This window comes from Vibrio sp. S9_S30 (genome assembly GCF_014694455.1).
GTDB lineage: Bacteria > Pseudomonadota > Gammaproteobacteria > Enterobacterales > Vibrionaceae > Vibrio.
In genome coordinates, this window is sequence record NZ_JAAUWT010000006.1 from 1 (window position 1) to 14,602 (window position 14,602).

General features: G+C 47.7%; 10 protein-coding genes and 1 pseudogene. 1 reads left to right on the plus strand and 10 read right to left on the minus strand.

The window, feature by feature from the left end; genetic code table 11:
- A pseudogene (locus HC752_RS08580) lies at positions 1-494 on the plus strand (alpha-amylase family glycosyl hydrolase); the annotation flags it as partial.
- Between the two features lie 215 nt (positions 495-709).
- Here HC752_RS08580 and HC752_RS08585 read toward each other — a convergent pair.
- The 10 genes from HC752_RS08585 to HC752_RS08630 form a co-directional block, all read right to left on the minus strand.
- Positions 710-904, minus strand: a complete 195-nt coding sequence (locus tag HC752_RS08585; RefSeq protein WP_190334733.1) for a hypothetical protein — start codon at positions 902-904, stop codon at positions 710-712.
- 231 nt (positions 905-1,135) lie between these two features.
- Complete coding sequence (locus HC752_RS08590) at positions 1,136-1,552, minus strand: hypothetical protein (protein WP_190334734.1); 417 nt, start codon at positions 1,550-1,552, stop codon at positions 1,136-1,138.
- Between the two features lie 12 nt (positions 1,553-1,564).
- Positions 1,565-6,397, minus strand: coding sequence for an RHS repeat-associated core domain-containing protein (locus HC752_RS08595; RefSeq protein ID WP_190334735.1), 4,833 nt, complete (start codon positions 6,395-6,397; stop codon positions 1,565-1,567).
- Entirely contained in the window at positions 6,394-7,332 is a 939-nt protein-coding gene (locus HC752_RS08600) for a DUF4123 domain-containing protein (RefSeq protein ID WP_190334736.1), read from the minus strand. The genes HC752_RS08595 and HC752_RS08600 overlap by 4 nt, the downstream gene beginning before the upstream one ends.
- Positions 7,325-8,326 (minus strand): DUF4123 domain-containing protein, encoded by a 1,002-nt coding sequence (locus HC752_RS08605; protein WP_190334737.1) that lies wholly within the window; start codon positions 8,324-8,326, stop codon positions 7,325-7,327. Before HC752_RS08605 ends, HC752_RS08600 begins: the two co-directional genes overlap by 8 nt.
- On the minus strand, positions 8,326-8,919 hold the full coding sequence (locus HC752_RS08610) for a hypothetical protein (RefSeq protein ID WP_190334738.1): 594 nt from the start codon (positions 8,917-8,919) through the stop codon (positions 8,326-8,328). Before HC752_RS08610 ends, HC752_RS08605 begins: the two co-directional genes overlap by 1 nt.
- A gap of 110 nt (positions 8,920-9,029) precedes the next feature.
- Entirely contained in the window at positions 9,030-9,788 is a 759-nt protein-coding gene (locus HC752_RS08615; RefSeq protein ID WP_190334739.1) for an ankyrin repeat domain-containing protein, read from the minus strand.
- 77 nt (positions 9,789-9,865) lie between these two features.
- A complete protein-coding gene (locus HC752_RS08620) occupies positions 9,866-11,353 on the minus strand; it encodes a PAAR domain-containing protein (protein WP_190334740.1) in 1,488 nt (495 codons plus the stop codon).
- The gene (locus HC752_RS08625; protein ID WP_190334741.1) at positions 11,353-13,401 is read right to left on the minus strand and encodes a type VI secretion system Vgr family protein; all 2,049 of its coding nucleotides are present in this window, start codon (positions 13,399-13,401) and stop codon (positions 11,353-11,355) included. Before HC752_RS08625 ends, HC752_RS08620 begins: the two co-directional genes overlap by 1 nt.
- Positions 13,402-13,578: 177 nt before the next feature.
- Positions 13,579-14,097 carry an Hcp family type VI secretion system effector gene (locus tag HC752_RS08630; RefSeq protein ID WP_190334742.1) on the minus strand — a complete coding sequence of 173 codons (519 nt, stop codon included), beginning with the start codon at positions 14,095-14,097 and terminating at the stop codon, positions 13,579-13,581.
- Between the last annotated feature and the right edge of the window lie 505 nt (positions 14,098-14,602).

Sequence of the window (14,602 nt, forward strand, 5' to 3'; positions counted from 1 at the left end):
GTACTGGGCATTTTTGGGAAGGGCGATTCAAAAGCCAAGCTTTATTGGATGAACAAGCCCTTGCGGCGGCGATGGCCTACGTCGATTTGAACCCAGTTCGAGCTAGTATGGCAAATACCCCTGAAGCGTCGGAATACACCTCTGTAAAAGCGCGTATTGAAGCACTGAAAAACAACAAAACTACGGCACCTTGCTTACACCCTTTTGTGGGCTACCCCAGAAAGAATATCCCTTCGGGCATTCCTTTTCGGCTGCTGGATTACCTAGAATTGGTGGATTGGACGGGACGGCAAATTCGTGAAGACAAACGTGGCAGTATTCACTCGTCCCTACCTTCCGTTCTAAATCGATTGGGCATTGACCAAGCCACTTGGATGAGCGCTTGTACTCAACTGGAAAAAGGTACGGTCGTTGGCTGTGAAACCACCATCAAACACGCGATGCCGAAACTAAACAGAAAGCGCATATCCGGTTTTCGGTTACCAGATAGCTAATATTCCTTTCAAGCTAGACAAAACATCTTAAACTCCTAATCCAATAACCACATTGGTGGTTTTGCTTACCTAAAATTCAAAAAGATAAGGGATATTTGCCACTTTCTAGGCAAATACTTCATGTATTGGACTCAATTTCATCAATACGAGTAGCGCTTGGGATAGACAACAAGAGGAATCTCAGATTTTTCAAAAAGTGCCTGTCCTCCTTACTTTTATTTCTTAAAGTGTGTGTCCCCGTTATTTTCATGGAAAGCTCTTCCGTTCGGGTTATCTTTGGCCACGCCACGAATTCTATTGCCTGACTTACCAGGGCTATCTCTATCGTTTATCGCACCACCGAAATAGTCGATATTTTGCTGTTCACGTCCACGGATTTGCCAATATGCTTCATCTTGGTATCTATTCACATAGTTTACGGCATTCCCAACAGCATATTCATCTAGTTCTGCTTCTGACCGGGATACCTCACATGTATTGAACTCAATTTCATCAATACGAGTAGCGCTTGGATGAGCGACAGAAAAATACTTCTAGATTTTTCTTAAAGTGTGTGTCCCCGTTATTTCTGATATACGCATAATTGTTTATTTGGGGAATATCTTTATCCGATAGGTGCGAATTTAAAGTTCAAAATGCTGTTACACTCCATCGTTCCTCAAATAGCTACTACTATACTTATATTCTTTACCAAGCTTTTTCATCTTCCAGAGCTTTTTAGCAAGATTAGAGTTCTTGTCCATAAACAAAGATGCCAATTTTATGGCATCATTTGAAAGGTATGTTTTTGAGGAAATGCAATACCAGTTCTCTCGAAGTGACTCGATTTTTAAATAATAATGTTTTTCAAGCCCGATTCGACCTGTAACAGTATCGAATTCCTTTGATGCAGATATTATCGAAACAGAGACTACATCACCAGGTGCTCTTTTAGATGACATAGTAGCTTCATTACCATTCTCCGAAAGTGTATGAATGGTTTCTTCCTCTGCCGTGGAGTCTATAAGTATCTCCCAATGACCATCTAAATCTGAAAAATATACTCTCCATTCTTTCATATGCTCTTCTTATTAATAATACAAGTGAAAATTGTCTTTCGAAGTTGCACCTAGTCGGTCACTCCAAGCGTTTATATGTGGCCTACGATCAAACGTATGACCTATACTGTGGTCGTAATACCCCGAAGAATAGTCTCTAGAGGTTTTCCCAATGACTCTATTAGACTGGTTATGACCAAAATTGTTTAATGGGTCTATATAGTCACTGCGCCTCACTTTCTGTACATCAGACCCTAAATCTCCAGCTATCTCGGACGCAGCTTGCTTAGCGGCTCGCTTGTTGGGCATTTGATAGCCCCCATCCTCTAGTTTGACTCCTCCATGCTTTTCTACAATATCTCTAACATTTTCATCACGAACTGGACACCCTGCCAACCCCAGCGGATCCACCCAGTCCATCGGATTGTGCACGTACGCTTGTGGTCTTAAACCACCCGCAAAACCGATAGGGTCTGAGCTTAAATACTGACCGCTGTCTGTATCGTAGTAGCGGTGCCGGTTGTAGTAAAGCCCTGTTTCTCGGTCATAAATCTGCCCTTGATAACGCAAGTCACATTCAATTGGGTCGTTAGCCGCATCATTGGCGTATTTCTTTAATAAGCCTTGTTGGTGTTGCTGCTTATAGCTGCCCCAAATTTCATGCTGTCCTCGCCAGATGATGTCGCCTTGCTCGCTGCACAGCTCACGCGGCGTGCCTGCGTGGTCGGTCACCACATAGCTGAGTGCCGAGGTGCCAAGCACGTTATCGGTGTTGATTTGCGCCAGCGGTCGGAAACTGTCGGGTTCATACACCCACTCAGTGGTGCTGAGCGCCGTGCCATCCGCACACACTTTCTGCTGCTGAATCAGGTTGTCGCCATCCCACAGGTAATGCAGGTTAGCGTGTTCGGTTTGGCTTTGCTCGCACTCTTTCGCGATTCGCCTTCCAAAAGGATCATAACGGTAGCGCCAGCGCTCTTGGTTGGGCAGTTCGACTTTAATTAACTGATCAAAGGCGTTCCAGACGAACTTGGTGCTTTTCGCTCGGTAACCGTTCTGTTGCTCGATTTTCTCTATAACCCGACCGCATTCATCGTAGCGATAGGTGTAGGGGCCTTTTTTCTCAACTCTGCCAGCACGGTCGTATTGATGCGTGTGCTTCTCTTCGCGCTTTTGAGCGAGGTCAATCACGTTGTCGGCTAACGGTAGGGTGCTTTGCTGGTTGAGGTTAAGCTCGCTGTCGTAGCCGAAGAGTTGAACCTGAGTCGCCTTATCCTTCCAGGATTTGGTTTGCCGCACTTCGCTGATTTGACCATTCGGATTCAAGCGAAGATCGGTTTTACCGAAGTAAGACTCATCAATGCCGACCAAGCGGTCGAGGGCGTCGTATTGATACTTGCGCAGTAAATATCGGTCTCTGGGCTGCGCGGCAAGGTCGGCGGTTTGCTCGTTCAAAAAGCCAAGCTGCTGATGTTCCAGTAAGCCCGTTTTGCCCCACTGATGGTGTAGCCTGAATCCGTTTTGGTTGTCCCTTAAGGTTTCAAAGCCCGCCTTGTTGTGGCTGAAGTTCAGAGGTTGGTGGCTGCCAATGCCTAATTGTTGGAGTTGTCCTTTCTGCCATAGCAACTCTAACGGTGTGTTTGTTCCTTCTAGCGATTCGCGAATGCCCGCGCTGTCGTAGCGGTGTGTCAGGGTGTGCCCATTCAGCGTTTCTTTAATGACCTGTCCGGAAGCGTTGTATTCAAACCCAACCCAAGCGTCGCCATTCTCTGCGCTAAGAAGGCGAGAAGCCTCATCGTACTCAAACCATGTTTTACTGGTGGCATTGCCTTCGTGGTCGAGCGTTTGTATCTCGGCAAGCTGACCACCGTCGTGGTAGTCGTAGTGCAGCACATGGTCATTAGGTTTGGTTTGAGACACAATTCGACCCGCGGCATCGTAGCCGAAATGGTGCTTGCGCCCATCGTAGTGATGTTCGGTTTTTACCCGCCCTAAGGCATCAAACTCGTAACGCCATTGGTGCCCTTTACTGTTGGTCACGCCCGCAAATTCGGTTTCTGCGTTGTAATGGTAGTGGGTGGTGGCTCCCAGTGGGTCGGTGGCCGAGGCCAATTTATCGAAGGCGCCATAGTCATAGCGAGAGACGTTGCCAAGGGCATCGGTAATGGCGGTGATGTTGCCTTCAATGTCGTATTCGAATTGGGTTTTCGACCCGTCTTCATATTCCACTTGGTAAGGGGATAGGCTATTGCCTTTATAGTACCAGCGCCGAGTGAGGTGCTCATCGCTGGTGCGTTTCACCAACCGACATTGTTTATCGTAGTAAAAGGTAAACCCAACGCCGTTGTCGGGGGAAATGCGCTCTAGCATCCCTTGTGGGTTATAGCCATAGCGGGCTTCTGAGCCATCGGGCGAAGCCGTCAGTGTCCGCTGTCCTAGCGCGTTGTATTCGTGTCGCCACTCACGGGAATCGGGATCTTGTACCGACACCAGAGAGCCCGCCGAGTTATAAGCATACTGCCACGTGCTTGCCAGCGGGTCGCAGTAGCTCAGTAGTTGCCCGTTTTCATCGTAGGAATAGGTATGCACCTGTCCATTAGGTAGGGTTACCTGAGTCACGTTACCCCAGTCGTCGTAGGCGTATTCGGTGCGCTGCCCTAACGGATCGGTCACAGCCGTTAAATTATCAAACTCCCACTCTTGCTCGGTTCGGTTGCCTTCTGGGTCGACAATGGCAATGATGCGGTTTTTGTCGTCTTTGAAATACTGGGAGATCCCACCAAACGCACTTTTGTGCGAGGTGATGTTGTTGTCATCGTCGTAGTGAAGCTGCCCTTCCCAATAGCCCCCAGAGCAGCGGGTTTTGGTGGCGCGTCCTTTCTCGTCGTAGTCGTGTTCGACCCACGTATTGGACAGGTCATCCCAACGGGTCAGCCAACCTTCATCGGAATATTGATAGTCGAAGTTGCGACCTTCGCTGGCTCTAACCGATAGCAGTCGTCCGCGCTTATCGTATTGGTACGTCGCCAAGGTTTGGATGAAGTGCTTGTCTGCTTCCAATAAATCGAGCTTCTGAATACGGCGGTGTTGAGTGTGTACCTGAATCAGCTTTTGATCCGACAACACCACCCACTTCAACGTGCCTCTTTCATACAAGAAGTGGGTTTCGTTGCCGTAGCTGTCCGACATTTTGGTCAAACGGATTTGGTTGCCGATCGCGTGGGCGAAATGCAAGCGTTGGCGGGCTTTATTTTGGAGAATGAACTCTTCATTGGTGCGATAGAGCCGCCATTGCGGTTTGAGTTCTGATCGAGTGGGGTTCTCATCGGTTGGGGTTGGGAAAATGCCCACGGTGTAATCGTGATCGACAAAGGTTACCATGCCCGCTTCAACCGTGAGAGAAGCATCCCAAGCACTTCGCCACGCCGAGCCAAGTAACCCGAGCTCCATACGCCCAACCGAGTGATAATACCGGCTGTGCGTGAGGGGTAAAAAGCCGGGTAGGGCGAAGTCGTCCCGTTGTTCAATCACCTTACCTGTCGCGGTACTGATCGGGTCGTCCACGCACGGCCCGTCCGAGTTGCAGCTCTGCTTCTTGTTGGCTTCGCTACTCTTATTACTGTTGCTTTGCCCGTTTTTACCGTCTCGGTTCACCCCCGCATTGGTGTTGTTTGGTTTCTTAGCCGATCCTTTTTTCTTCGCCGTACCTGTCACGCGCGTCACGACTTTGCCAATGAACTCCTTCACTTTATTGGTGAGCCACGCCACCATGTCGGCCACCTTTTCCGACAGTTTCTTCATGGCCTTGATCATGCCTTGAAAGGCGTCTTTCATTAGCCGGATAATCCACGACGCGCCGTCTTTCAGTGCCTGCATAAGACCTGCGATGATCTTGTTGATCAGATCGACCGCTTTCTTACCGTATTCTTGAAGCTTGGAGCCGAAGTTAGATAGGTACTTAACCACATTGCCGTTCGACAAGCTCCGAATGGTTTTGATGGCAAGTTGAATGGCCGCAGAATCGGATTTACGCAGCGCATCAATCACCGCGTTACCAGTTTTCTTCACTGCATCACCTAAACCCGGCACAAAGCCAATGCCGATCAATGCGCCAGACGCCCAGTGCCAAGTATCAAGGCCTTTGCCTTCGTAGGTTTTCCAGCCCCAATCGCCTAGGTCATACAAGTCCATGGCTTGCCCAACCACGGGCACAAACCCAAGGGCAATTTGGCAAAATAGCAAAATGGTGGAGTTATCTTGAGATTGCCCCGCGACTTCTGCGGCTAGGCTGGTATGGATGTTTTTAACCGCAACACGAAGATCTCTCGGTCCTTCATTGATTTTCTTGTTCAGTGCCCAAAACCGTCTGTAAGCAGGGTCGTATTTGTCTTCCACGCTCCACGTACCAAACCAACCTTCATCATCAATATCGATAAAGGCATCGGAGCTGTCATCCTTGTCGTACGTTAGGATTTTTTCTCGGCTCAGAATGCTGTAAAGCGAAAAGTATTCCCCCGCAATTGCGGCATGAATTGGGTTGTGTTGAAGCGACGGGTTATTGGCAATGGCCTTCGCCGGACTGAATTCATCGCTGCCTTCATCCAGCAACAATTCAAAGCCGCCACAGCCCATGTTTTCAATCTTGCAAAGCCCTTTATCGTCGGTGGTGCCTTCAATTTCGGTGCCGTTGCTGTCTTTGAGAATAAACGGGGCGTTGGGCACGGGCTTTTCGTTGTCGTAGTGATAACGAATGAACACTTCACAGCCACACTCGACACAGCCGCCAGAAAGCACGTTGTCGGTCGAGAAATTCTGCTCGGCAGCTTCAGCGCTGCTCATCAGCTGGGTTTTCCTGTCCTGACTCATCCTTCCGGCTCCTTATCCAATTCTTCTATGGCTCGTTGATACAGCCTATCCATGCGCGATTGAGTCCCCATTACTGCGGGCTTCTTGAGCTGTTCCTTTGCCCATGGGGTGTCTATGAATTGTTCACCGAACACCGTGGCTAAGCTTAAGTAACGCACCACGTCTTTTTCGGTAGTGAACTTGAGCCGATTCGCCGTATCGATAGTGCGAAGTAAAAACGTGGAGAGGGCTTCATCGCTCCAGCTTTTCACTTCACTGTGATGCTGCTTTAAATGATCGGCGTATTTCTTGTGTTGGTGACGGTGTGCCAATGCCCTCAATGCGGCATATTGATTTGTACTAATCCGCTGCGGCGAACGGTGGGGCAGCGTGTGTTTTTGTCTGGCTTTCAACGTTACTTGCTGAACGTCTTGTTGATCTTTGTGCCAGTAGGCGAAGGTGGCGATCGGGCCGAATAGAGAGGTCAGTTCCACCTCGTTACTGGCATTCAATAAAACTTGCAACACATCCCAATCGGAAAGGCGCAGAAGCATTGGCCCTTCATCATGACGCTCTTTTGGCGGCTCAATGAATGTCCATTCACGCAAGTGATTTAAGAGACCAAATTGAGGGTTTTTGTGTTTTTGCGCTTCATCACGCAGGGTGAGAATTACCCCCCAACTTGGTTGAAATGCGACGGTTTCTTCAAAGGTCTTCCAGTCATCCAATGCCAGTAAGTGGGGTGAAATGGAGGCGTGAACTCTGCCCATTTCTCCCCAATACAAACGGCTTTCATCGTCACCTGAAGGGCTTTGTTTTCGCGCTTTGTCTGCCAACGTTCTGACCAAAGGGTTGATGACGGATTCCGCGAGCACAAACACTTGGGTACCCTCAATCCCTTTTTGCCAATCGACAAGCGGAACGGTGTCATAGAGTAGTAGGGAAGAGTCAGTCATTGATGAGCTCCGCACGACCTTCAATACCCAACCAACCTTCTTGTCTGTATTCGTTGAGTAGATCGGGCTCCCGTTGAAACCGTTCATGGAAATGTTTGATGGATTCACGCAGCGGATACTGACGAAGCAGCGTGTGAAAATCGGGGTGATCATCGAAGTGGCTGCTTAAATAAAACCGATACATGGCGTAGGTTTCGTGCGCCAAAGAAGACTCATTGGGGTATTTCTCGGCGGCGATGGTTAACCCTTCCCAGAATCGACCTTTGACATTCACATAAGGCAGCAGCCAACCGTATTGGGGGGCAAGCTCTGCATGGAGTTTGCCAGCTAAAGCGTTCACGCGCTGTTCATAGAAGAGGGTGTCGTATTGCGTTTGTGTCAGCGTTAGTTGAGTAAACGCTTTTTGGGACTCGAGTTGTTGTTCACTCAACCAAGTTTGATCCGATATTTTGATCAGCGCTTGATTTTTTTCTGAAGAATATGGGGCATAGAGCGAGAGGTGTTGCCCGCACAACGCGGCCTGTTGCTGCTGAGTAAAGACTTGCCACAGCTTTTGAAGCACTGAAAAGTCGTAAAAACGCAAGAGAGCCCGATCCCCATTAGGGTAAATACAAGTGAGCCATTTAGCCCAGTGCGCTTGGATGGCTTTTAGTGATCCCGGGTAAACCCCAACCAGCCCAAAGCGAAGAAACGATTCGCCCTGTTCGAGCAGCCAGTGAAACAGGGTTTCTCCGGGGTTGCCGTTTTCTATCTCAATCAACAAGGGGGAAAAATCAAGAAGCTGGTGATATTCCGTGCCTTGGTAAAGCGGAACCCATCGAGCATCGTGACGACCAGAAAACGCTCCCCAGAATTCATCCAATGTCGGAAACAACTGTTTGTCGACCAGCAGATACAGAGTGCCAGATGTATCCGACATCACATCGAATAGCGATACGGCTTCAGCGTTCATTTCGGCCTCAGTGCTCATTTCATTGTGGGGAGATTCTGGCATCACACATTGCCCTTTTTCGCAGCGTTTAGGCTTAACAACTTCTGGACGGCTTTCCTAATCTCTTCCTTCGGGATTGCCATCAGAGAGGCTTCAATCTCGGGGCCATGCTTTTCCATCCAATCACTCACAACCTGTCCGTCTTCCCCTTTTTTGTTGTAAAAGCGTCTTGAATAAACCACGGAAACCCCTATCCCTTCCGATAGCACCACACGATTCGCCGCAAATTCAAACGAATCTGGGCTAATGAATAAGTACGCTATGAAGTGCTCTGCGGGTTGGTCCTTGCTGGCGGGTACCGAATCGGTTGCCATTACCATGCCTTTATGTGTTTGATAACGCGCCAGTGTTTGGTTGGCGATGTCAGCAAGGGCATCGCCATCATTGATCGATTGGAATAGGATGAAGGAAACCATGGTTTGCCAGTCATCAAGGTCATCCTGACCTTCAGGAGTCATCTCGAACAGTTTCCCATCATTCCAGCGCAACATGTAGGCTTCATTTTTAAAGGTAAAACTGGTGGCGTGAGCCGAAATGGTGTGTCCTAAACTGAGTACGAATACAGTAGCAAGTAGTGAAAACTTCATCCATGTCATGTGTGATGTCCTTAAAATCGATGCTCTATGCCAAAGCGTTCTTTGAGGCTCTGTTCGTCTTGGTACTTTTATTGTCATCAATTTCACCGGTCGGCATAATCTTATCATCTTCATTTTGAGTTTTCGGATTTACACTTTGAATGGTGTACCCAGCCCTCTGGTTCATCGCACCAGATGATTCCATGTTTCTTTCGTTCTTCTTCAGGAGATAGAGCAGGGAACTTGACCCCTTGCTTTGAAAAGTACTCTTTAATCTCTAATAACTTTGCGTAGTTTTTGTCGTTTGAAGATAGGTCCTGCATGACGTACTGGAGTGTATACGCAGTACTTAGACCATTGTCCTTCATGGTTGTGGCATCTGCGCTGTTTATCAGCAGTAAAAGCGCTTCATCTAAGCGATTAACCGATATAAATTCATCCAATGCGGTACCACCAACGGAGTCACGAATATTGATGTTAGCTCCATTCTTAATAAGAATATTCAGTGCTTCAGATTCTTCGAGTTTTGGTGTTAAGAAAATAATAGGTGTGTCAGTTTGAGTGATATCTGGGCTCATGCCAGATTCCAAAAGTGCTGTCAGCGATTCGGTTGATGTTCTCCAGAGGGCGATATACGCAATATTTCCTTGATTTGGGATCTCTACACTAGGATCAGCTCCCAAGGACATCAATGCTTTAATCGCTGGGGCATTATTGTCGTATACTGAAAATGCCAGCAGTGTAAGATCCCCTTTCCCGAGTTTATCTATGTTTTCGAGTCTTTTTCCTAAGAGTAAAACTTTTTCTATGTCGCCGTTTTTTATTGCCCTTGCGACATCTAACATCTCGCCTGAAAAAAAAGTTGCGGGGTTTGGTTTACTGAGAGACACAGTGAATGCTCCTTCGTTGCTATGTGATGGCGTTACTAATATCGCTAGTAGCAAAGTGATAGTTTGTATAATACTTTTCATAATCTATTGCTTTTCGACAGCTCAAAGAGATCGTTTACTTTACGCTCTTCAAGTGCATCACGTAAGTGGTCAATACCATGTAGTTCCAATCTGTCCTTCAAGCTAGGATTAGAGCTAATCGATTGCGATAGCGAACTTGGTTTTTCCAAGTCTGTATCCAAATCTGCGTTTCTTACGGCATCCGGGAAAAAACGTTTTGTCAAGAACATATCTTCTTGCACATAGGTTAATATTTCGTCGTTGAGTCTGTATCCTATAATGGCTGTATCTGTCCCTTGTTTAGATGAGTCGATACCATATTTTGGCAAGGTTTTCTTATGAAGCCCGGCAGAGTTGAAAGTGATCGCAGGCATTTTTGCACTTTTTGAAGCTGCTGATGCTAAACCTCCGCCTAATGAATGACCAGAAAACTCAACAGAGTCTCCATTCTTGGACAATATTTGACCTATCTTTACCGCTTTTTCGTGGTAGGAAGAACCTTTCCCTATCCCTTGAGGTACATTGGCTTTTAACCAATCAGTTTTTCCTTCAGTGCCACGAAAAACTACGGTAGGTTTTGCGTCTGGTCCAAACACATCTTTATCGGGCATGTATACTTGTGCTCTGTAATTAGAGTCGGGATCAACCAGTAACTCTTCACGAATCCCAAGTCTTTTTAAATCAGAAGGTGAAGCTTCTGACCATCCAGAATCATCTGTCATATCTCTTTTTAGCTTGAGCTGTCGGGCATTAAGTTCACTGTCTTTCTTGTCAAGTGTGTAGATATGGGACGAAAGCATGGCCTTTTCAGCAGCATCCATATCCATAGCAAAGCGGTCTGCCTGATCTGGATGGGCGGATTTGCCTCGTGCTGTCAGCTCTTCACGCGCTTTTCTTCGCTCCGCTTTTGTGGTGTTGGTTTCAAGTACCTCAAGCATCGCTTGTTTGTCTGCGCCATTCTCGACCGCAGTAATAATGGACTGAGCCAAGGAGCTCAATTCTTGCATTTCTAATGCTTTGTTGAGCAAGGCAATATCGGCTTGCACTGCCATTTTCTGCAAAGCAGATTTGTAGAATTCCGGCGTGAAGATGGAGCTCCCCCAGCCAGTGCCCAGCGGCTCTGCCAATGGCGTAATCTTTAAAAACGGCGACTTGCTGGCAGCCGCGCCTTCTGCGCATTTATGGGCAGGTGAGGAGTAGGGGGTGTCCCCAATAAACACATTGCCAGAGCCTGCGGCAACGGAACCGCCACATCCAATTGCATCGCCGACTCGAGAGGCCGGCTTGCCATTGATCGAAACGGTAGACGAGCCTGCCGAAATGCTTCGGCCATGGATGCCATGCGGCATATTAGGGCATGGGCAAGCGTGCAGCAAAACCGTATCGCCTTGCCTTGCTGCGGGCTTACCATTAATAAACACGTCGCTACTGCCTGCAACGATGGGGGTGGCGGGGAAACACCCGTGCCCTGCACAGCTGTCTCCAAGTCGAGCGGCGGCTGGCATTAGGTTCTCCTGTCCGGATCATCCGGCTCTTGCGGTTTCGCAGGCGGTTGTGGCTCCACGGCTTTGGGCGCGGTGCCGCTGCCTGGCGAGCCGCCTTCATTAATCTTCACCACGTTGCCTGAAATGGTGATGCCGCCGCCATCGATTTTGACAAAGCCACCGGGGCCTTTGATGGTCAGTTCTTGCTTGGCTTCCAGCACGATATTGGTGGCGTTCAGATAACTTTCGTTGTTCACTGCGATACGTTGGTTGGCGCCGATCTCTTTTTCTTCCGATGCCGACATCGACGTGACGCTGCCCCCTTCAATTTTGGTGACCATACCGCCAGAAATAAAACGGTTCACCGCGCCAATAACCCGCTGAACGAGGTTACGACCCACTTTGTAGTGGTGATCCTGGCCAAACTCTTCGGTGACATTTTTACCCACCAAACGGTGCGTATTTTCCGTTACCATTTGGAAAAAGTGTTGCCCAATTTTTTGGTGGAAATCGCGGCCAATCGATTCGCGGCTGATGTTATTGATCACCACATCTTTGTCTTTTTGAGCATGCACATAAATTTGTTCACGAGAGGCTTCATCTTCAAATCGCAATTCATTGAAGCCTTCACCCAAGTGTGTTTGGGTTTTGAGTACCGTTCGCGTTTTATGGCTGGGCAAAATGTAAGGCGTCACATTGGTGGCATGGTAAGTACGGCCAGTGATGATGGGTTGGTCAGGGTCGCCATTTAAGAAAGAAACAATCACTTCATGCCCAATCCGTGGAATGGCAATCATGCCATATTGACCGCCCGCCCAGCCTTGAGACACCCGCACCCAGCACGAGCTGTGTTCGTCTTGTGACGATTCTCGGTCCCAAGGGAAATGCACTTTTACGCGGCCGTGTTCGTCGCAGAAAATTTCTTCTCCCGCAGGGCCCACAACCATGGCGATCATCGGCCCATCAACTTGAGGCTTAGGCAGAGGTCTTGCTCGCCATTGCGTTTGCGCAGGGATGACAGTGAATTGGTTGCTGTAGGTGGTAGCGCCGCTGCCGCCTTCCTCCTCAAGCGCCTGAGGCTGAGTGCCTGAGTGAACAGCGTGCACGACAATCCAAGCACGATTGCATTTTGGATCTAGGTGATCGGTGAGCGTAAATTTCACCCCAGCTTGTAAGCCAGCGTGGTTACTTTGCCCATAGGCAACATGAGATTCACGGCGAAGGTATTCCAAGCGATATTGACTGAACGCGTGACCACTTTCATCATCTTTATAGCGAGCAGGGGCATCGTAATGCTCATACCCATCGCGCTGATATGCCATGTCCTTGCCAAGTTGTTCTTGTTTGAAGGAATAGGTGGGCTTCTTAAAACTGTATTCCTGAAAGGTAACGTTCGTAATGTCTGAACGAACCCTTTCATTTAAACCAAAGACATAGGGCGTATCTATCTGGCCACCCGCCAGTGCATTGTAAGTAACAGAAAACGGGAGGGCATCATAGGTTTGGCTGTCGTCACTGAAGATAATGGTGTGCTTGCCTACTTCATGAGTAAAGCGATACACCAAACCTTCTTCTGCCGCCAAACGGTGCAGAAAGTCTAGGTCGGTTTCGCGGTACTGAACGCAAAACTCCCTAGGCTGACAGGATCGTTTTAGGGAAAAGGCATAGTCGTTGATGCCCATTTCCTGAAACAACACCGACAAAATATCGGGTACGCTTTGGTTTTGAAAAATTCGGCTATTCTGGCGCAGCGACAAACGCTCGATGGCCGGCACCAAAGTAAGAGAATAAAACGTGTGTTGACGACCCGTATCCCCCTTAAAAAAAGCGCGAACGATGCCATGGACAACTTGCGTCACTTCCCCATTTTGAATAATGCTCAACCAAGCGTTTTTGTCGACGATTTGATCGGGAGAAATATTGGTTTGGCGACTTGCCAGCTCAATCTGATATCGAAATCCACGGCATTGATTGTAATCAGACAGCGATTCTTGCCCTTCATACTCGCGAACAATCAGGGTCTCAGGAGCCAACCCATCAACATCTAGGGTGAAATTTAAGGTGCTCATGCATTCCTTCCGTTTTGCAATCTAGACCACGCCAACGCGTTGATTTAGTAATGAAAATGCAAAGCCACCCCATGTGGCTTTGCTGCATCGTTGATGACCAGTATCTTGGGGAGCCTGCCAGTACAAGCGAGAGCATGCACTGACAAAGCGTGATGCTGGTCATCTATTCGATGACGCTTATGCCTCGACAGGTTTACGCCAGTCGTCCGTACCCGATGTACCTGCGTTTATGTGGTCCCAGTTGATCTTACGGTAAGACAGAGACACGGTAACGTTCTGAGTAAAATCAGAATTGGCTGGATCTTGGCAGTGTGGCATCTCGCAGTGGATATCTACGATAGAAGCGCTTTCAAGAGAGGTGGTGAAGAAGTTCTCTTGTTTACCTTCAATAGATGTGCGATACCACTTCAGCTCAACCGACTTCATTTTTTCGCCAGACGCCAATGCGTTGTACAACAACGGAACCGCTTTGTTCAGTGCCACTGTGAATTTGAACGGCTTATGCACACGCTGACCCGAAGGCTGCCCAGATTGAGGGTCAGTAGGGACGGTAACATTGTGGTCGAACTGTTGAACCAGCATTTGGTCTTCATGACCTTCAACAAACGCATCACCGATAGAATCGGTAGACAGTGCGCCAGCAGTAATAAGCCCCTGTGTTTCACCTTCAATGGAGATATAACATGGAGTTGGCATATTTAATCCTCTTGTAGAGTTGAATGTTACGGGACCAGTCGCTTCCCTGCCTAAATTAAGCGGGTTGACCTAGATCAGCGGCTAAATCCTTATATAGCAACAAATAAATAACAATAAATGATGAAGCGCTTATTGCGCGAATTAATGTCGATAGACAAGAGGTATAGAGCAAGCAATATGCCAATTAATAATTATATTTAAAAACAGATAATTAAGTCGATTGAATTATCTTATTAGGCAATAGATTGCTATTTTCCGGGCAATTTATTGCTCGCATAGCGAATTAATGCCTGGATCATAGTCACAATAATATATATTTCATTGCTATTAATGGATATTTTTATTTTGTGATGTTAATACAAGAATTAATAGACGTATCCATTTCTTTGTTTACGCGAATGTCTCATTTTTGATTTCATACACGCCCATAAAAATATAGTCCTTTTACCTAGATTAATGATGGATGAAAAGTGTGCATTTCATCATTGAAAATTAATACCGCCGA